At 63.5% G+C, this 20,171-nt stretch carries 13 protein-coding genes; 8 read left to right on the plus strand and 5 right to left on the minus strand.

All coding sequences use genetic code 11. The features are described from left to right. Position 1: 1 nt before the first annotated feature. Positions 2-2,584 carry a [protein-PII] uridylyltransferase gene (locus ACPWR9_RS12780; protein ID WP_426298129.1) on the plus strand — a complete coding sequence of 861 codons (2,583 nt, stop codon included), beginning with the start codon at positions 2-4 and terminating at the stop codon, positions 2,582-2,584. Further along, positions 2,581-4,332 carry a pseudouridine synthase gene (locus tag ACPWR9_RS12785; RefSeq protein WP_426298131.1) on the plus strand — a complete coding sequence of 584 codons (1,752 nt, stop codon included), beginning with the start codon at positions 2,581-2,583 and terminating at the stop codon, positions 4,330-4,332. Before ACPWR9_RS12780 ends, ACPWR9_RS12785 begins: the two co-directional genes overlap by 4 nt. 102 nt (positions 4,333-4,434) lie before the next feature. Here ACPWR9_RS12785 and def read toward each other — a convergent pair whose 3' ends face one another. From def to ACPWR9_RS12810, 5 genes are all read right to left on the minus strand, one after another. Continuing rightward, positions 4,435-4,968: a peptide deformylase gene (gene def / locus ACPWR9_RS12790; protein WP_426298132.1), complete on the minus strand. Its 534-nt coding sequence runs from the start codon at positions 4,966-4,968 to the stop codon at positions 4,435-4,437. Between the two features lie 16 nt (positions 4,969-4,984). Then, on the minus strand, positions 4,985-7,108 hold the full coding sequence (ligA, locus tag ACPWR9_RS12795) for an NAD-dependent DNA ligase LigA (RefSeq protein WP_426298134.1): 2,124 nt from the start codon (positions 7,106-7,108) through the stop codon (positions 4,985-4,987). Positions 7,109-7,377: 269 nt separating this feature from the next. Beyond that, entirely contained in the window at positions 7,378-8,901 is a 1,524-nt protein-coding gene (locus tag ACPWR9_RS12800; RefSeq protein ID WP_426298136.1) for a cell division protein ZipA C-terminal FtsZ-binding domain-containing protein, read from the minus strand. 39 nt (positions 8,902-8,940) lie between these two features. Beyond that, on the minus strand, positions 8,941-12,456 hold the full coding sequence (smc, locus tag ACPWR9_RS12805; RefSeq protein ID WP_426298138.1) for a chromosome segregation protein SMC: 3,516 nt from the start codon (positions 12,454-12,456) through the stop codon (positions 8,941-8,943). Between the two features lie 155 nt (positions 12,457-12,611). Further along, positions 12,612-13,598, minus strand: coding sequence for a DMT family transporter (locus ACPWR9_RS12810; protein ID WP_426298140.1), 987 nt, complete (start codon positions 13,596-13,598; stop codon positions 12,612-12,614). A 309-nt stretch (positions 13,599-13,907) separates the two neighbouring features. Between ACPWR9_RS12810 and dapC the strand changes: the two genes are divergently transcribed. The 6 genes from dapC to cls all read left to right on the plus strand — a co-directional run bounded on the left by dapC (position 13,908) and on the right by cls (position 19,984). Then, complete coding sequence (gene dapC, locus ACPWR9_RS12815; protein WP_426298142.1) at positions 13,908-15,122, plus strand: succinyldiaminopimelate transaminase; 1,215 nt, start codon at positions 13,908-13,910, stop codon at positions 15,120-15,122. A 25-nt stretch (positions 15,123-15,147) separates the two neighbouring features. Then, positions 15,148-15,975, plus strand: a complete 828-nt coding sequence (dapD, locus tag ACPWR9_RS12820; RefSeq protein WP_039374306.1) for a 2,3,4,5-tetrahydropyridine-2,6-dicarboxylate N-succinyltransferase — start codon at positions 15,148-15,150, stop codon at positions 15,973-15,975. An 82-nt stretch (positions 15,976-16,057) separates the two neighbouring features. Then, positions 16,058-16,405 carry an ArsC family reductase gene (locus tag ACPWR9_RS12825; RefSeq protein WP_426298145.1) on the plus strand — a complete coding sequence of 116 codons (348 nt, stop codon included), beginning with the start codon at positions 16,058-16,060 and terminating at the stop codon, positions 16,403-16,405. 4 nt (positions 16,406-16,409) lie between these two features. After that, positions 16,410-17,561, plus strand: coding sequence for a succinyl-diaminopimelate desuccinylase (dapE, locus tag ACPWR9_RS12830; RefSeq protein ID WP_426298147.1), 1,152 nt, complete (start codon positions 16,410-16,412; stop codon positions 17,559-17,561). Between the two features lie 16 nt (positions 17,562-17,577). Further along, positions 17,578-18,477, plus strand: a complete 900-nt coding sequence (gene prmB / locus ACPWR9_RS12835; protein WP_426298149.1) for a 50S ribosomal protein L3 N(5)-glutamine methyltransferase — start codon at positions 17,578-17,580, stop codon at positions 18,475-18,477. Between the two features lie 79 nt (positions 18,478-18,556). Beyond that, complete coding sequence (gene cls / locus ACPWR9_RS12840; RefSeq protein WP_426298151.1) at positions 18,557-19,984, plus strand: cardiolipin synthase; 1,428 nt, start codon at positions 18,557-18,559, stop codon at positions 19,982-19,984. Positions 19,985-20,171: the final 187 nt, after the last annotated feature.

The raw sequence follows: 20,171 nt of genomic DNA on the forward strand, positions 1-20,171 counted from the left end.
CATGCACGCGCGCGCGCACGCCCCTTCTCCGCTACGTCAGGCCCTCAAAGAACGTAAGGCCGAACTCGTCGAACGCTTTGCCACGCACGGCAAAATCGACGTGCTGCTGCACGGCCTCTGTCACGCCGTCGATCAGGCCATGCGCGAAGCGTGGGCCAGTTGCGCGATGCCGGACGATCTCGCGCTCGTCGCCGTGGGCGGCTATGGGCGCGGCGAGTTGTATCCGTATTCCGACGTCGACATCCTCGTGTTGCATCGCCACGCCGACTGCAATGGCGATGGCGAAGGCACGGCGCTGACTTCGCACGTCGAGCCGTTCATCGGTTTTTTGTGGGACATCGGGCTGGAAATCGGCTCGTCAGTGCGCACCGTCGACGAGTGCATCGCGGAAGCGCATGCGGATGTCACCGTGCAGACCAGCCTGCTCGAAGCGCGGCTGCTCACGGGCAACCCGGCACTCTTCGAGGAATTCGAGCAACGCTTCTCCGCCGATCTCGACCCGCGCGCGTTCTTCCGCAGCAAGCAGTTGGAAATTCGACAGCGTCACGCGAAGTATCAAGACACGCCGTACAGTCTGGAGCCGAATTGCAAGGAAAGCCCGGGCGGCCTGCGCGACTTGCAAGTGATCCTCTGGATGACCAAGGCCGCCGGACTCGGCAATAGCTGGTCGGAGCTTTTTGCCCGCGATCTGCTGACCGACCGTGAACTCAAGGAATTGCGCCGTAACGAGCAGTTCCTCAAGGGCTTGCGTGCGCGCCTGCATCTGCTCGCGCGCCGCCGTCAGGACGTGCTCGTCTTCGACATGCAAACGCCGCTCTCGCAAAGTCTCGGCTTCGAAGCCACCAGTACCAAGCGGGCGAGCGAGCAACTCATGCGCCGTTATTACTGGGCGGCCAAGGCGGTCTCGCAGCTCAATACGGTGCTGCTGCTCAATGTCGAAGCACGGCTATTCCCGCAGAGCAGCGGCATTACGCGCGTGATCAACGAGCGCTTCGTCGAGAAGCAAGGGATGATCGAGATCGTCGACGACGAGCTTTACACACGTCATCCGAACGCGATTCTCGAAACGTTCCTGCTCTATGAGCAAGTCATCGGCGTGAAAGGTTTATCAGCGCGCACGCTCCGGGCGCTTTACAATGCGCGCGAGTTGATGAATGCCCATTGGCGGGCCGATCCGGAAAATCGCCGCACGTTTCTCGCGATTCTCCAGCAGCCACAGGGCATTACGCATGCGCTGCGGCTGATGAATCAGACCAGCGTATTGGGACGCTATCTGATCAATTTCCGCCGCGTGGTCGGTCAGATGCAGCACGACCTGTACCACGTGTACACCGTCGATCAGCACATTCTGATGGTCGTGCGGAATATGCGCCGCTTTGCGGTCGCTGAACATGCGCACGAATACCCCTTCTGTAGCCAGTTGATTGCCAATTTCGACCGGCCGTGGGTGCTGACCATCGCCGCGCTCTTTCACGATATTGCGAAAGGCCGCGGCGGCGATCACTCCACGCTGGGCATGGTCGATGCGCGACGTTTTTGCACCCGTCACGGTATCGACAAGGAAGACACCGAACTGATCGTCTGGCTCGTAGGCGAGCACTTGACGATGAGCACGGTGGCGCAAAAGCAGGACACGACGGACCCCGAGGTGATTCGCCGCTTTGCGGAGAAAGTGGGCAACGAGCGGCGTCTCACGGCGTTGTATCTGCTCACCGTGGCCGATATTCGCGGCACCAGCCCGAAGGTGTGGAACGCCTGGAAGGGCAAGCTGCTCGAAGACTTGTACCGCCTGACGTTGCAAGTGCTGGGTGGCGCGAATCCCGACCCGCATGCGCAGTTGAAGACACGCAAGGAGGAAGCCCTCGGCCTTCTGCGGCTTTACACGGTACCCGAGCGCGCGCAAGAGGCGCTCTGGAATACGCTGGACGTGGCGTACTTCCTGCGCAACGACCCGGCTGACGTGGCTTGGCAGACGCGGCATTTGTGGCGCCATGTCGCGAGCGACGCATCGATCGTCAAGGCGCGCCCGTCGCCGATTGGCGAGGGCTTGCAGGTGATGGTGTATGTGCGAGATCAGGTCGATCTGTTCGCGCGCATTTGCGGCTACTTCGAGCGCAAGGGCTTGTCGATTCTGGACGCGAAGGTGCACACGACGAGTCACGGTTTCGCACTCGATAGTTTCTTGCTGACGGACCCGGGTCTGGACACGAGCTATCGCGACATCATCAGTCTGGTGGAAAGCGAGTTGGTGGCATTGCTCACGCGTGCCGAACCGCTCGCCGAGCCGAGCAAGGGCCGTTTGCCGCGCCGTTCGCGCAGCTTCCCGGTCACCCCGCGCGTCGATCTGCGACCGGACGATCGCGGTCAGTATTACCTGCTGTCGGTGTCGGCCAACGACCGCACCGGTTTGCTCTACGCGGTTGCCCGCGTGCTCGCGCGTCACGGCGTGAGTGTGCGCACCGCCCGCATTAATACCCTCGGCGAGCGTGTCGAAGACACGTTCCTGCTCGATGGCAGCCGTTTGCAGGACAATCGTCTGCAAATTGCCGTCGAGACCGAATTACTAGAAGCACTGGAACCATGAGCGATACCCCGCGCGCCAAACTCGGCGCCAAGCACCCCCGAACTCTCGACAAGACGCGCTCCCCCGTGCGCTCTTCAGGCGCACTGCGCCGCCCGACCAAAGCCGTCCCGGCGTCGCAGCTCGCCGGCAGCGGCGTGAAGAAGAAGCCGACTGGGCCGCGGCCTTCCCGCCCGCGTCCGGCAGGCGACGATTTCACGCAGGCCACTGGCGGCGCACGTCGTCCGGCGGGTCCGGCAGGTGCAGGTGCGGGTGCACCGCGCAAGCCAGCGGGGACCGGTGCGCCGTTTGAAAAGCGCCCTTACGGTGAGCGTCCTCCGGCACGCGGTCAGCGCGAACGCGTGGCTGGTGCCCGTCCGGCACGTTTTGACGATGAGCGCCCGCGCCGGTTCGATGAAGACCGTCCGCGCCGCGCTCCGGAAGGCGGTGGCCGTGGCGATCAAGGCCGTCCGTTCAATCGTGGTGCCGATGACCGCGCACCGCGACGTTTCGACGAGAACCGTGCACCGCGACGCTTCGATGAGAACCGTGCGCCGCGACGCTTCGACGAAGATCGTCCGCGCCGCGCTCCGGAAGGCGGTGGCCGTGGCGATCAGGCACGTCCGTTTAATCGTGGTGCCGACGACCGCGCACCGCGACGCTTCGACGAGAACCGTGCGCCGCGACGCTTCGACGAAGACCGTCCGCGCCGCGCCCCCGAAGGCGGTGGCCGTGGCGATCAGGCACGTCCGTTCAATCGTGGTGCCGATGACCGCGCACCGCGACGCTTCGATGAGAACCGTGCGCCGCGACGCTTCGACGAAGATCGTCCGCGCCGCGCCCCCGAAGGCGGTGGCCGTGGCGATCAGGCACGTCCGTTCAATCGCGGCGCCGAAGGTGCACCGCGTGGCCGTTTTGCCAATGACGACCGTGGCGCCCGCCCGGCGCGTGCCACACGTCCGACGCGCGTCGAGCGCGATGACGACGACGATATCAAGGTCCATCACGACGCCGCAGGCTCGCTGCGTCTGTCCAAGCGCATGTCGGAACTCGGCTTGTGCTCGCGCCGCGAAGCCGACGAGTGGATCGCCAAGGGCTGGGTCCGTGTCGACGGCAAGGTCATCACCGAACTGGGCACCCGCATTCTGCCCACGCAGGAAGTGACCGTCGTGCAAGCCGCCCGCAAGGAACAGGCCAATCGCGTGACCATCATCATCCACAAGCCGGTGGGCTATGTCTCGGGTCAGGCAGAAGACGGCTACGAGCCAGCGATCGTGCTGGTCAATCGCGAAAACCACTGGTCGGAAGACGACGCCGGTGTGCGCTTCTCGCCGTCGCATCTGCGCAGTCTCGCTCCGGCGGGCCGTCTGGATATCGATTCGACCGGCCTGCTCGTGCTCACGCAGGACGGCCGCGTCGCCAAGCAACTGATCGGCGAAGACTCGGACATCGAGAAGGAATACCTCGTGCGTGTGTCGTTCAACGAACACGAGCAAAACGTGCAGGCGCATTTCCCCGAGCATCGTCTGGCGCTGCTGCGCCACGGTCTCGAACTCGACGAGCAGCCGCTCAAGCCCGCGCAGGTCGAATGGCAGAACCCGGAGCAACTGCGTTTCGTGCTCAAGGAAGGCAAGAAGCGTCAGATTCGCCGCATGTGCGAATTGGTCGGTCTGCACGTGACCGGCCTCAAGCGCGTGCGCATGGGCCGCATCACGCTGGGCAATCTGCCCGCGGGTCAGTGGCGCTATCTGCGTCCCGGCGAAGAGTTCTGATATCGCACTCGCGAGATCGGTAACGTCCAATGAAAAAGCCCGCTTCTCGGAAGCGGGCTTTTTTTATCCTGCGACTTATGCCGATCGTCGCATCGTCACCGATCAGTCGTCGCTTTGCGGATCGAGACCGGGGAAGAGAATCTCGGTGAAACCGAACTTGCTGAAGTCGGTAATGCGCATCGGATAGAGCTTGCCGATCAGGTGATCGCACTCGTGTTGCACCACGCGGGCATGAAAGCCCTCAGCGATGCGGTCGATGCTCTTGCCGTACTGATCGAAGCCTTCGTAACGCAGCATCGAGTAGCGGCTGACCATGCCGCGCAGTCCGGGCACCGACAGGCACCCTTCCCAGCCTTCCTCCATATCCTGCGTGAGCGGCGTAATTACCGGATTGATCAACACCGTCTCGGGCACTTCCGGCGCATCGGGATAGCGTTCGTTGTGTTCGAAGCCGAAGATCACCACCTGCAAGTCCACGCCGATCTGCGGCGCGGCGAGTCCGGCGCCATTCGCGTGCCTCATGGTGTCGAACATATCGGCCACCAGTTCATGCAACTCCGGTGTATCGAAGTGCTCGACCGACTTGGCGATGCGCAGCAGCCGCGGGTCGCCCATTTTCAGAATGTCGCGAATCATCGATTGGGTCCTCACATCAAAGCGCGGCCAACATGGTCCGCATAGCGTCCTCATCGAGCACCGGGACGCCCAGCGCCTCGGCTTTCGCCAGCTTGCTGCCGGCTTCCGCCCCCGCGACCAGATAATCGGTCTTCGCCGAGACAGAACCCGCCACCTTCGCGCCCTTCTCTTCGAGCATCGCCTTCGCCTCGTCGCGCGAGAGCGTGGGCAACGTGCCCGTGAGCACGAACGTCTTGCCTGCCAGCGGCAACGGGGCCACTGCCGCCGGTTCGGACTCCGGCCAGGTCACGCCTGCCGCGCGCAATTGTTCGATCACCTCGACATTATGCGGCTCGGCAAAAAAATTGGCGATGGACTGGGCCACAATCGGTCCGACGTCCGGCACGGCCAGCAGTTCCTCGGCATTCGCCGCCATCACGTTATCGAGCTTGCCGAAGTGACGTGCCAGATCCTTGGCCGTGGCCTCGCCCACATGGCGAATCCCCAGCGCGAAGATGAAGCGGGCGAGCGTCGTATGGCGCGCCTTTTCCAGCGATGCCACCAGATTGGCGGCCGACTTGTCGGCCATCCGGTCGAGCGCCGCCAGCTTCGCCACACCGAGCTTGAACAGATCGGCCGGGGTGCGAATGATTTGCTGATCGACCAATTGCTCGACGAGCTTATCACCCAGCCCTTCGACGTCGAGCGCGCGGCGCTGTGCAAAGTGCAGCAGCGCCTGCTTGCGCTGTGCCGCGCAAATCAATCCACCCGTGCAGCGCGCGATGACTTCATCGGGCAGCTTTTCAATGGCAGACCCGCATACCGGACACTCGGTCGGCATGACGAACGCGCGAGCGTCTGCCGGACGACGCTCGAGCACCGAACCGACGACTTCGGGAATCACGTCGCCCGCGCGGCGCACGATGACCGTATCGCCGATCATCACGTCTTTGCGGCGAATTTCGTCTTCGTTGTGCAGCGTGGCATTGGTGACAGTCGCGCCACCGACGAACACCGGCGCGAGACGCGCCACCGGCGTAATCGCACCGGTGCGCCCCACTTGCACCTCGATATCGAGCAGCGTCGTGAGCGCCTCTTGTGCCGGGAATTTATGCGCGAGCGCAAAGCGCGGTGCGCGTGAGACGAAGCCCAGACGGTCTTGCTCGTCGCGACGATTTACCTTGTAGACCACGCCATCGATGTCGTACGGCAGCGACTCACGCGTCTCGCCCACGGCCTTGTAGAACGCCAGCAGCCCCGCCGCCCCGCGCACGACCTCGCGACGGTCGTTCACCGGGATACCCAGTGCGTCGTACCAGTCGAGCAGCGCCGAGTGCGTCTCGGGCATCGGCACACCCACGAGTTCGCCCACGCCATAGGCGAAAAACGACAACGGCCGTTTCGCCGTGATCTTGGAATCCAACTGGCGCAAGCTGCCTGCCGCGGCGTTGCGCGGATTAACGAAGACTTTCTCGCCTGCCGCTTCCTGTGCCCGATTGAGCTTGTCGAAGTCGGCGCGGAACATCAGTACCTCGCCCCGCACTTCCAGCACCTCGGGCGGGTTGTCGGTGGCCAAGCTGAGCGGAATCTTTTTGACCGTGCGGATATTGGCCGTAACGTCCTCACCGGTCGTGCCATCACCGCGCGTGGCAGCTTGCACGAGCACGCCGTGCTCGTAGCGCAGGGCAATCGCCAGACCGTCGAATTTCAGTTCGGCGGCATATTCCACCGGCTCAGCGCCGTCGCCGAACAAATCGCCAGTGGGCGCAGCCCCGGGGGCGCGCAAACCGTCGGCCACCCGGCGATCGAACGCCTCGATGTCCTCATCGCTGAAACCGTTGTTCAGCGAGAGCATTGGCACGCGGTGCGCCACCGGCGCGAAACCTTCGACGGCCTTGCCGCCCACGCGTTGTGTCGGCGAGTCGGAACGCTGCAAGTCGGGAAACGCCGTTTCCAACGCAACGAGTTCGCCAAAGAGGCGATCGTATTCGGCGTCGGGAACAATCGGGGCGTCGTCTTCGTAATAGGCGCGGTTGAGCCGCATCAACTCGGCGCGCAGCGTGGCGGCGCGCTCGGCCGCCTCGGTAGCATTGGCGACATTCACAGGGCTGGCGGCCGTAGCGGCGCTCGCGCCCTGGCCCGGAGCAGAAGTTTGGGACATGCGTGGGAACTCGGGATTCGAGAAGTCAGAACATTATGCCTTCGACGCACCCGGCATGGCGCGCTCGAAGGTTCGGTAAAACTGGGAAAGTCCGGGCCAAACGACAGGAAAGCCACGGGAAGAAAAAACGCCGTTCACCCGACGGTGAGCGGCGTGCATCGAATGCTGCGCTGCGCGAAGGCTCGCAAGTTCAGCCAATGAAAGCGTGGCAGCGCGGCTGCCCCGCCGGCTCGCCGCATCCGCGAGCCCGCCGGGCAACCCCGTCCCGCTTATTGGCTAAACAAGCGGCGCGTCACCGGCGAGCCTGCCGGCAGACCGCGCGCTTCCAGACGCTCGTAAAGCTTGAGCAGCTGTTTGTCGACGTTTTGCAGTGCGGCATCGGACAGCGGACGGCGTTGATCGTCCACCACTCGCCCGCCAATGCGCTGACCGACCGAGCGTGCGTAGTCGCACATCAGACGGAACGGCAGCAGGTCTTCGTCGGCCACCGGCACGTCGAGCAGCATGGTGATCAGATCGCCGCCCTTGTACGTGAGGTCATCGCGCAGGAAGTTGGTGTCGCCGAATTGCAGCATGAACACCGGATTCTGGCGCGTATCGAGCTTCACGAAGCGCATGCCGTCGCGCGAGAGCAGCAGGCCGTCTTGCGTGGCCACTGCTTGTACGTAGTTGGCCGACCAAGGTGCGCCGTCCGAGAGCACGTTCACCGACAGTTGCGCATCGCATTGCGCCGCAAAACTATCGAGCTCACGCCCGCGCGCCACCGTCTCCATCATGTCGGGTAGTTCCGGCAAGGCATCGACGGCGTCGGCCAGCGTCTGCACGAGATTCGAAAACTCGGAGAACTCGACTTCGTTGAGCGGGCCAGCGCGATTAGCCAATTGCACGGCCATGCGCAGTTGGTGATAGCGCCCGCCGGTGCGGATCGGCTCCCACGGCGACTGCTCGTCGGCGCGGCCTTCGATATTGACCGGCTTGCCGCCTGCACGGCGCATGCGCACGGTCAGCGGCATCAGGCGCTCAGCGGCAATGACGTTCGCCAGCGGCAACTCGACAACGCAATCGATGCGCTCGTCGATCACCGGCGGCGGGCCGCTCGGTGCAGCCGGACGTGTGGCAACCGCGGTCTCGGCAGACGCTTGCGGAGCGCTCGGCGCCGCGGCGGCAACCGGTGCCGCTTGCGATGCATGCACGACCGTGTCCTGCGCACCTGCCGCTGCGGCGACGGCGCCTGCGGCGGCTGCGTCTACGGTGTCGTCCGCGGCGAGCTCGGCGTCCACACGCGCCACCATGCTGGCGGTCGCGGCTTGTTGTGCGTCTTCGACTTGGGCCGCATGCACTGCCGCAGCTTGCGCAGAAGCTTCGGCCGAGGCTTCCACCGCCGTATCCGTATGCGCTTCAGCAGTGCCGAATGTCGGCTCTACCGGTGCACCGGCTTGCTGGGCAGCCTCCTGCGCAGCGCGCTTGCGTGCGGCAGGCGGCTCGTCCCAGGCGTCTTCGTTGATGGCAAAGGCATCTTGCACCGAGGTGCTGGCCGCCGTGGCGGGCCCAAGCGTGGGTTCACGGCGCTCACCGGATTGCGGCACGCGCGGCGGCGAGAGCGTCGGTTCGATGAACGGACGCTCGTCATCCGGATCGGGCACGCCAGCGGTAGCGTCGATACCCGCCCCGTCGACCGGCATGCGACGCGGAATGCGCCGGCGGGCTTTGCTGCCCTGCCACGCGTTATAAGCCACAACCCCCAGTAGTACCACTACCCCTGCGGCAATCAAGCTAAGCTGCAGTTCATTCATGCGCGGCGTTCCTCTCTCTTCTCCATCGTGGGCATGGGGTCAGGCTAATTCGGCCAGATTGATCGCGGATTCCATGTCCACCGCCACAATCCGCGACACCCCTTGTTCCTGCATGGTGACGCCGATGAGTTGATTGGCCATTTCCATCGCGATCTTGTTGTGTGAAATAAAGACGAATTGGGTACGGTCCGACATGCGCGCCACCATCTTGGCGTAACGCTCGGTGTTCGCGTCGTCCAGCGGCGCGTCCACCTCGTCGAGCAAGCAGAACGGTGCCGGGTTCAACTGGAACATGCCGAACACGAGCGCGATGGCGGTCAGTGCTTTCTCTCCACCAGACAGCAAGTGAATCGTAGAGTTCTTCTTGCCCGGCGGTTGTGCCATCACCTGCACACCGGCGTCGAGAATTTCGTCGCCGGTCATGATGAGCTTGGCCTGTCCGCCGCCGAACAGCATCGGGAACAGTTCGCCGAAATGCTTGTTCACTTCGTCGAACGTGCCTTGCAGCAGCACACGCGTTTCTTCGTCGATCTTGCGAATCGCGCCTTCAAGCGTTTCGATGGCGTCGTTCAAATCTGCCGATTGCGCATCGAGAAAGACCTTGCGCTCGCGCGCCGTTTCCAACTCTTCCAACGCGGCCATGTTCACCGGACCCAGCGCGTTGATCGCGTTGTTGATGCGGGTGACTTCGCCTTGCAGATACGACGCCTTCATGTCCGGCGTGAGCTTGGCTGAGAGCGCTTCCTCGTCGACTTCGGCGTTAGCGAGTTGCTCCACGAACTGCTCGCCGTTCAGGCGCGCAGCTTGTTCCTTCAACTGCAACTCGGTAATGCGATCGCGCAACGGCTGCAAGCCGCGTTCGGCGGCTAACCGCTCCTCGTCGCTCTGGCGCAACTTCTGCGTGAGGGCGTCGAGTTCGATGCGCGCGGCACCCAGAATCTCTTCCTTCTCGGCGCGCAATTCCAGCGCGTCTTGGAGGCCGTTCTCGGCGGTCTGCTCGGTGATCTGCGCAAGTTCGGCCTGCGCCTGCTCGATCGACACCACCAGACGGTCGGCCTGTTCGAGCGCCGTCTGAATGCTGCGGCGATGCTCGTCGATCTTATTGACGATGCCCTTCTGACCGAACGCCGCCTCTTGCGCCAGACGCTCCATCTCGCGGGCACGGTTGCGTGCGTCCGAGAGCTGGCTATCGAGCGATTCGAATTCGAGTTGGCCGTCTTCGAAGGTCGCCTGCAATTCGGCCAGACGTGCGTCGTTTTGTTCGAAATTGGCTTCCGACTCGACACGCAGCGCGCGCTGTTCTTCGATTTGCGCCGCAATTTCACGCAGCTCTTCGTCGATCTGCGTGCTACGGGCGTTGAAGCGCTCGTAGGCTTGCGTGAGCTTGAGCACGTCGAGTTGCAACGCGTGCACGCGCTGCGTCGCGCGTTCGGCACGGCCGCGCACATCGGTCAGTGCCTGTGCGGCCTGACTGTAGGCGGCTTCGGTGCGCACGGCAGCCGACTTGGCTTCGTCGGAGAGCAGTACCTGCGCACGCAGTTGCTTGCCGAGGTTTTCGATTTCTTGCTGACGGGCGAGCAGACCGGCTTGTTCCGAGTCTGCCGCGTACAACTGCACGCCAACGCGCGTGACCTGATGGCCCGCTTTGACGACGAGCGACGTGCCTTCCGGCAACTGCGCACGCAACGTCATTGCCTGCGTGAGATCGTCCGCGACGAAGACGTGACCCAGCCACTCCTGCAAAACGGCACGCAGGCCCGGATCGTCGATGCGCAGCAGCGAGAGCAATGGCCGTAGCGAGGCCGGCGCGTCGAGCGGACGCGCAGCCGGGGGCGGCGAGTAGAACGCCAGCTTGGCCGGGGGTGCATCGCTGGCAAATGCCTTCACCCAATCGAGATTACTGATCTCAAGGGCGGCCAGACGCTCGCGCAAGACCGATTCGAGCGCGTTTTCCCAGCCCGGCTCGATATGCAGCTTCTTCCACAGACGCGGCAGTTGCGCCAGCTCGTGCTTGTCGAGCCACGGCTGCACTTTGCCTTCGGTCTGCACGCTTTCTTGCAGTTGCTTGAGCGCGGTAAGGCGCGCTTCCAACTGCGCGATGGTCGCGGCTTCTGACTGCACGCGCGCCTGCGCTTCGCTACGCTCGGCTTCGAGACGCGGCAGACGCTCTTGTGCTTCGGCCAGCTCGGCCTGCGCGTCTTCGAGCATCGCCTGATGTTCGGCCAGATCGGCGCGTTGCATCTCGAGTTCGGCTTCGTCTGGCTTGTCGAGCCCGCGCGCTTCACCCTGCAAACGCTCCTGGCGCTGTTGCAATTGCTGCAACGCCTGATCGGCATTGCGCTGATGCGCCGCTTCGAGCTTCAGGCTCTGTTCGACTTGCGCGATTTCGCTGCGCTGTTCGTTGAGCAGATTCTGCGCATCACGCCAACCGCTCTCCAGTGCCGGAAGTGCGTCGTTCTGATCGGCTGCCTGATCCTGCGCCGTCGCGGCGCGCTCTTCGGCAATGATGAGTTCTTCTTCGGCCAGCGCCAGCGCTTCTTCCGATTGCGACGAGCGAGCCTGCCACTGTTCGCGCTGCGAGGTGAGCGCCGCCAGTTGCGCCTGCACGCGATTGCGCGACTCGACGACGTAGCGGATCTCGGCCTCGAGACGGCTCACTTCCGAGTTCGCCTCGTACATGGCGCTCTGGGCAGCCTGCACGGCGTCGGTCGCGGTGTAGTGCGCGGCGCGCAGCGTTTCGAGGTCGGATTCCGACCCACGCAGCCGCGCCATTTGCGCTTCGAGATCGACTTGCGCCGATTCGATCGCGCGCTGTTGGCGCTCTTGCTCGCTCTGCGCTTCGTTCTTGCGCAGCAGCCACAGCAGTTGCTGCTTTTCTTCGCCGTCGCGATGCAGGTCTTTGAATCTATTGGCGACGACCGCCTGCGATTCGAGCTTTTCGAGATTGGTGCCGAGTTCGCGCAGGATGTCTTCCACGCGCGTCAGGTTCTCGCGCGTATCTTGCAGGCGGTTCTCGGTCTCGCGGCGGCGTTCCTTGTACTTCGACACCCCGGCAGCTTCTTCGAGGAACACGCGCAGCTCTTCGGGCTTGGCCTCGATGATGCGCGAGATCATCCCCTGCCCGATGATGGCGTAAGCACGCGGCCCGAGGCCGGTACCGAGGAAGATGTCCTGAATGTCGCGGCGACGTGCCGGGAGATTGTTGATGTAGTAGCTAGAGGTGCCATCGCGCGTGAGCACGCGCTTGACGGCGATTTCGGCGTATTGGCTCCACTGCCCGGCTGCGCGCCCGGCGCTGTTGTCGAACACGAGTTCGACGCTGGCGCGGCTCGCCTGCTTGCGGGCGGTCGACCCATTGAAAATCACGTCCTGCATCGATTCGCCGCGCAGCTCGGAGGCGCGCGACTCGCCGAGCACCCAGCGCACGGCATCGATGATGTTGGATTTGCCGCACCCGTTCGGGCCGACGATCCCGACCAGTTGGCCGGGAACCGCGAAGTTCGTCGGATCGACGAAGGATTTGAAGCCAGCGAGTTTGATGGAAGTCAGACGCACGGCAGGTTCGCTTTATCGGTCATTGAATGATGGGAAAGACACAGACGCGTTTAGCTGGTCCTGTCGGGCCTCGCGCACGCTGGCGTGCACGGGCCGCTCACACCGGCAATGACTCGACAACGACGCCCGTCACACCGGTATGACATGGGTACGCATCATACCATCGCATCCTCGGCCGTCGTGGATTTACAACGCTTGGATTCGGGCAAAATTCCGGACAGGATACCGGCGGCCACGATGCACAATCCGCCTGCGATTTCACGGGTTCCAAGCCCTTCGCTGGCCAGCCACCATGACGAGATCGCCGCGACCACAATTTCGAACAGCATGATGAGCGCGGCTTGATTGGCAGGCACCCGCGCCAGCCCGAATTGCACGATGACGTTCGAGATAGCGATGGTGCAACCCAGTGCAATCGCCACCGCCGCCGTGGTCGGACTCGACGTCAGCGCCGAGAGCGCTGCCGCGCCCGACGTGATGCCCCCGTCGAACGGCAACACCAGCAGGCCGCCGATCAGGCACCCTAGATAGAGGGTCCAACTGCGCATTTCCGGCTTGACGTCGGGAAGTTCGAGGCTCACCCGCCGCAACAGCACGTTATTGAGCGCAAACGCCGCCCCCGCGATCATCCCGGCCCATTCGCCCGGGTTATTGGGCACCGGCCAGCCCAGTTCCGGCGACCAGAGCATGAGCCCCGCCCCGCCGAGCGCCAGCGCGATTAAGCCCGCACCGCGCAGCCCCACGCGCTCGCCGAGCAGCCAGTTCGCGAAAAGCGCCGTCCATACGGGGGTCAGATAGAAAAGCAGCAACACGCGCATGACATGGCCGTGCGTGGTGCCCCAGACAAAGGCGACGTTGGTGAGACCGCCTGCGAAGGCCACCCCCGCGAGCAGCCACGACCAACGCAGCGTGCCCAGCGAGCGGCGATAGACCAGCGAAAGCAGTAATAAAGCGATGGTGGCCGTGCAGGCTTGGGCTGGCACTGCCGCGACGCCCCACTGGGCGAGAACGCGGTAAGGGAACCAGGCGAGGCCCCAGACGGAAGATCCAATGAGGATAGCCAAAGCGGGGGCCGCCCGCGCGCGCAGCGTGGCGCCGGACAAAGCGTCCGGGCCTGGCGCGCCGTTGCCGGCTACGGTCATACTTGCTCCTGAAAAACCTGAGATACTCCGCAGACTTGCCCCACTGGCGCCTCGGAGTGTGCTGAATTAAGCAGCGGTTCGCGTTTTGTGCGCGCCGTGACGGTATAATTTTCGCTTTACCGATCTTGCCATTCTTGGGCGCGTCCGGGAACCCCTTCGTGTGATGTGGCCTATACACCGGCGCGCTACCCTTTGCCGGGCCGCGCGTGTCAACATCCGATGTTCCCCCGGCACGAATCCTGCACCGGATGCGCCGAAACCTCGCGAAAGCGCCTCGCGAGCCCTAGCCCTGAGTCTGTTTGAATTCTCGTGAACCCATTACTCGACAAGCTCCAGCCCTATCCCTTTGAACGCCTGAAAGCGCTCGTGGCCGATGTCACGCCCGCTGCCGCGTACAAGGCCATCAGCTTCGGTATCGGGGAGCCCAAGCACCCCACGCCGCAGTTCATCAAGGAAGCCCTGATCGAAGGGCTGGGCGGTCTCTCGAACTACCCGGCCACGGCCGGTGGCGAGCCGCTGCGCGCCTCCATCGCCGCATGGCTGGAGCGCCGCTACGCGCTGCCGAACGTGAACCCGGCCACCGAAGTGCTGCCGGTCACCGGTTCGCGCGAAGCGCTGTTCTCGTTCGCCCAAGCGGTGGTCGACGGCAGCAAGCCCGGTGCACGCGTGCTGTGCCCGAACCCGTTCTATCAAATCTATGAGGGTGCGACGCTGCTCGCCGGCGCCACGCCCTATTACGCCGACAGCGATCCGGCACGCAACTTCGCCCCCGACTACGACGCCGTCCCGGCGGACGTGTGGCGCGACGTGCAGCTCGTATACCTGTGCTCGCCGGGCAACCCGACGGGTGCTGTGCTCAATCTGGCCGACTGGAAGCGTTTGTTCGAACTCTCGGACCAGTACGGTTTCGTGATCGCCTCCGACGAGTGCTACTCCGAAATCTATTTCGACGAAGAGCGCGCGCCGCTGGGCGGCCTGGCCGCGGCACATCAACTGGGCCGCGGTTTCGAGCGCTTGGTGGTGTTCTCGAGCCTGTCGAAGCGCTCGAACGTGCCGGGCATGCGCTCGGGGTTCGTGGCGGGCGACGCCGCCATTCTCAAGAAATTCCTGCTGTACCGCACCTATCACGGCTGTGCCATGAGCCCGGCGGTGCAAGCCGCGAGCATTGCCGCGTGGAACGACGAAGCGCACGTGCGCCTGAACCGCAGCAAGTACCTGAAGAAATTCCAGACGGTCACGCCGATGCTCGCTGAAGTGCTCGACGTGCGCCTGCCCGACGCCGGTTTCTACTTGTGGGCCAAGGTCGACGAGAAAACCGGCCTGTCGGATACAGAATTCACGCGCCAGTTGCTGGCGCAATACAATGTCGCCGTACTGCCTGGATCGTACCTGGGTCGCGCGGCACACGGCGCCAATCCGGCCGAGAACTATATCCGTATCGCCCTCGTGGCCGATGTGGACGAATGCACTGAAGGCGCACAGCGCATCGTGCAGTTCTGCCAGTCGCTCAGCCAATCCCGTTAATCACTTTTAGCCTCACATTCTCGCCATGTCGCAACAACTGCAAACCATCATCGACCAAGCCTGGGAAAACCGTGCCGAGATCTCGGCCAAGTCGGCACCCGCCGACGTGCGTGAGGCGGTCGCTCACGTCATCGCCGAACTGGACAAGGGCGCCCTGCGCGTGGCCCAGAAGCAAGACGGCCAGTGGATCGTGAACCAGTGGATCAAGAAGGCCGTGCTGCTGTCGTTCCGTCTGGAAGACAACGCCGTGATGCCGGCGGGCGGTTTCAGCCAGTTCTACGACAAGGTGCCGAGCAAGTTCGCCAACTACACCGCTGAAGACTTCGCCCGTGGCGGCTTCCGCGTGGTGCCGCCGGCTGTCGCCCGCCGCGGTTCGTTCATCGGCAAGAACGTGGTGCTGATGCCGTCGTACACCAACATCGGCGCGTACGTCGACGAAGGCACGATGGTCGACACGTGGGCCACCGTCGGCTCGTGCGCCCAGATCGGCAAGAACGTTCACCTGTCGGGCGGCGTCGGCATCGGCGGCGTGCTCGAGCCGCTGCAAGCCAACCCGGTCATCATCGAAGACAACTGCTTCATCGGCGCGCGCTCGGAAGTGGTCGAAGGCGTGATCGTGGAAGAGAACTCGGTCATTTCGATGGGCGTGTATCTGGGTCAGTCGACCAAGATTTACGATCGCGAAACGGGTGAAGTGCATTACGGCCGCGTGCCGGCCGGTTCGGTCGTCGTGCCGGGCAACCTGCCGTCGAAGGATGGCAAGTACAGCCTGTACTGCGCCGTGATCGTGAAGAAGGTCGACGCGCAGACGCGTGCCAAGACCGCCATCAACGATCTGCTGCGCGGCGAGTAAGTCCCCTCACCTGCGAGGCGGGTCGGATCGAAACGATTCCCGATCGCCTTGCAGGAGATATCGATATCAGGAGTTTCAGGCGATGACGGCAGTGCTGTACGGCATTCCCAACTGCGATACCGTGAAGAAAGCGCGCACGTGGCTCGACGAGCATAACGTGGCGTACGACTTTCACGACTTCAAGAAGGCGGGCGTGTCCGACGCACTGCTCGGCACTTGGCTGGCCCAGGTGCCGCTCGCCACGTTGCTCAACCGCAAGGGCACGACGTGGCGCAAGCTCACGCCCGAGCAACAGGCCGCGGCCGCCGAAGCACCGGCGGCCCGCGCGCTGATGATCGAAAACCCGTCGCTCATCAAACGCCCCGTGCTGGTGGCCGACGGCAAGGTTTCAGTGGGCTTCACGCCCGACAGTTACGCTTCACGATTCTGATTTCATGACTTCCTTCCAAGGCGCCACGCTGGCGCTTACCGAGCAACTGATCGCCCGTCACTCGGTGACGCCCGAAGACCGCGATTGCCAGAGCATTCTGGCGCGCCGCCTTGAGGCGATCGGCTTCGCGTGCGAGACCATCGCGTCGAACGGCGTGACGAACCTGTGGGCCGTCAAGCGCGGCACGCGCGGCACCGACGGCAAGCTGCTCGTGTTCGCAGGCCACACCGACGTCGTGCCGACCGGCCCGGTCGAGCAATGGCATTCGGACCCGTTCGCCCCCACGCATCGCGATGGCATGCTCTACGGGCGCGGTGCGGCCGACATGAAGACCTCGCTCGCTGCGTTCGTGGTCGCTTCGGAAGAGTTTGTCGCCCAACATCCGGACCACACTGGCGCTATCGGCTTTCTGCTGACGAGCGACGAAGAAGGCCCGGCAACCGACGGCACCGTCAAGGTCGTCGAAGCCTTGCAAGCCCGTGGCGAACGCCTGGATTACTGCGTGGTCGGTGAGCCGACGTCGAGCCAGAAGCTCGGCGATATGGTCAAGAATGGCCGTCGCGGCTCGATGTCCGGCAAGTTGATCGTCAAGGGCGTGCAGGGTCACATTGCCTACCCGCACCTGGCCAAGAACCCGACGCATTTGTTTGCCCCGGCGCTGGCCGAGCTGACCGAGACCGTCTGGGACAACGGCAACGAGTACTTCCCGCCGACCACCTGGCAGATTTCGAACATCCACGCAGGCACCGGCGCTACGAACGTGATTCCGGGCGAGTTGATGGTGATGTTCAACTTCCGCTTCTCGACCGCCAGCACGTCCGATGGGCTGCAAAAGCGCGTGCACGAGTTGCTCGACCGTCACGGCCTGACGTACACCATCGATTGGTCGATTAGCGGTCAGCCGTTCCTCACGCCGCGTGGCGACCTCTCCGATGCGCTTGCGGGCGCCATCCGTGAAGAAACCGGGCTTGAGACCGAGCTCTCGACCACGGGCGGCACGTCCGATGGCCGATTCATCGCGCGCATTTGCCCGCAGGTCATCGAGTTCGGGCCGTGCAACGCCAGCATTCACAAGATTGACGAACACATTGCCGTGGCCGACATCGAACCGCTCAAGAACATCTATCGTGGTGTGCTGGCGCGTTTGATTGCCTGACGTTATCGGAGCCGCCATGAGCACTCAACAAGCCCCACACCCGTTCAAGACTCTGCGCGATCTGCTGCGCTACGCCGTGTCGCGTTTCACCGAAGCCGAGCTGGCTTTCGGTCACGGCACCGCCACCGCTTACGACGAAGCCGCGTATCTGTTGCTGCACACACTGCATCTGCCGATCGACACGCTCGATCCGTTCCTCGATGCGCGCTTGCTGCCCGAAGAAATCGAACGCGCGCTGTCGGTGATCAATCGCCGCGCAGGTGAGCGCGTGCCTGCGTCGTACATCACGAACGAAGCGTGGATGCATGGGCATCGTTTCTATGTCGATGAACGTGTCATCGTGCCGCGTTCGTTTGTCGGCGAACTGCTCGAAGACGCGTTGCATCCGTGGGTCGACCACGCCGAAGACGTGAACGATGTGCTGGAACTGTGCACCGGCTCCGGCTGCCTTGCGATTCTGGCTGCCGAGACGTTCCCCGCGGCACAGATCGATGCCGTCGATATTTCGCCGGACGCCATCGACGTCGCGAAGATCAACGTTGCCGATTACGCACTCGACGACCGCGTCTCGTTGCATCTGGGCGATCTTTACGCGCCGCTGCCGAAGGGCAAGCGCTATGAAGTCATCCTGACCAACCCGCCCTACGTCAACGAAGGGTCGATGCAGGTCTTGCCAGCGGAGTACCTCCACGAGCCGCGTCTTGCGCTGGCCGGGGGCGACGACGGTATGGACGTGGTTCGCCGCATCATCGCGGGTGCGCGCGAGCATCTGACTGACGATGGCGTGCTGATCGTGGAGATCGGCAACGAGCGCCACTTCGTTGAAGCGGCCTTCCCCGACCTGCCGATGACCTGGCTCGCCACGAGCGCGGGTGACGATATGGTGTTCCTCGTGCAGGCAGCCGACCTGCCTTAAATCGCCAAGATCGCGCGGCCCGGGTACACTCGGGTTCCCGAGTCCGCGCGACTCCCGGTTTGGAGGAAGGCAGTCGGTCATGACGTTCAATTGGCTCGATGTCGGCTTTGCCGTCGCCTGTCTGCATGCACTCGGCGTAGTGGCAGCCATTCACGCCGTTCTGACGGTACGCACCTCGCAGGGTGCCGTGGCATGGGCGGTCTCGCTCGTGACGATGCCGTACCTCACGCTGATCCCCTATTTGTTTCTCGGCCGCTCGAAGTTCATCGGCTATGTCGAAGCCCGCCGCGCGCGTAACGAAGTCCTGCAATCGCGCATGGGCGAGACAGAACGCACCGGCGAGCCACCGGTGGCCGTCGAAGCGCATCCGGAATATCGCGCGCTGACCTCCATCACGGGCATGTCGTTCGTCGCGGGCAATCGTGTGCGGTTGCTGGTGAATGGACGCGCCACCTTCGACGCCATCTTCGCCGCCATCGATCGCGCGCGCGATTACGTGATCGTGCAGTTCTTCATCGTGAAGGACGATGCCCTCGGACGCGCCCTCGCCGCCCGCCTGCTTGCCCGCGCCGCGACCGGCGTCAAAGTCTATTTCCTCTACGACCGTATCGGCAGTCATGATTTGCCGCGCAGCTATTGCGAGAAGCTGCGTAGCGGCGGCGTCGAAGTGCATGAGTTTGCCGCCGCCAAACGCGGCATCTTCGTGAACCGCTTCCAGTTGAACTTCCGTAATCACCGCAAGATCGTGGTGATCGACGGCAACGAAGCGTTCATCGGCGGGCACAACGTCGGCGTGGAGTATCTCGGCGAGAAGCCGCCGTTGGCACCGTGGCGCGATACGCATATTTCGGTGCGCGGACCAGCAGTGGTCGGCATTCAACGGGCGTTTGCCGAAGACTGGCACTGGAGCACCGGCAATGTGCCCGAACTCCACCGGCAACCCGCTGCGTCAGGCGAGGACATGCACTGCCAGGTGGTGCCGAGCGGGCCAGCCGACCGCTTGGAAACGTCGTCGCTGTTCTTCGTGACGTTAATCAACGCCGCACAGCATCGCGTTTGGCTCACGACGCCCTACTTCGTCCCCGACGAAGCGGTGTTCTCGGCGCTGCGGCTTGCGGTGCTGCGCGGCGTCGACGTGCGCATTCTGATTCCCGATCGCGCCGATCACCGCGTGGTGTTCGAGGCGACGACGTCATATGCGTTCGAAGCGGCGCGCAGCGGCATCAACGTCTATCGCTACCACGGCGGCTTTATTCATCAGAAGGTCGTGCTGATCGACGACAGCGCCGCCGCCGTAGGCAGCGCCAACCTCGATAACCGTTCGTTCCGGCTGAATTTCGAACTCATGCTGTTGACGGTAGATCGAGGCTTTGCCGACGACGTCGCTTACATGCTCACGCACGACTTCGAACAGTCGACGCTGCTCGACAAGGACGATTTCCGGAAGATTCCGAAATGGCGTCAGATTGTCATGCGCGTGGCGCGCCTTTTTGCCCCGATCCTTTGATCGGCCGATCATCGGGAGGGCAAGTCGGATGCAGCTTCCAATGGGCGTTTCCGCCGGGCATCCCCGCACAACGCCCTCATCAAATCCCCCAACAAACGCCGCACCCACCCCACACCCGGTAAAATGGCGGCTTCGTTGCGCCTGACTCGGCGTCGCTTGCTACGTTTTTCGCCCTTTTTCCTGATTT

It is taken from the genome of Pandoraea pneumonica, from assembly GCF_049918595.1.
Lineage (GTDB): Bacteria > Pseudomonadota > Gammaproteobacteria > Burkholderiales > Burkholderiaceae > Pandoraea > Pandoraea pneumonica_A.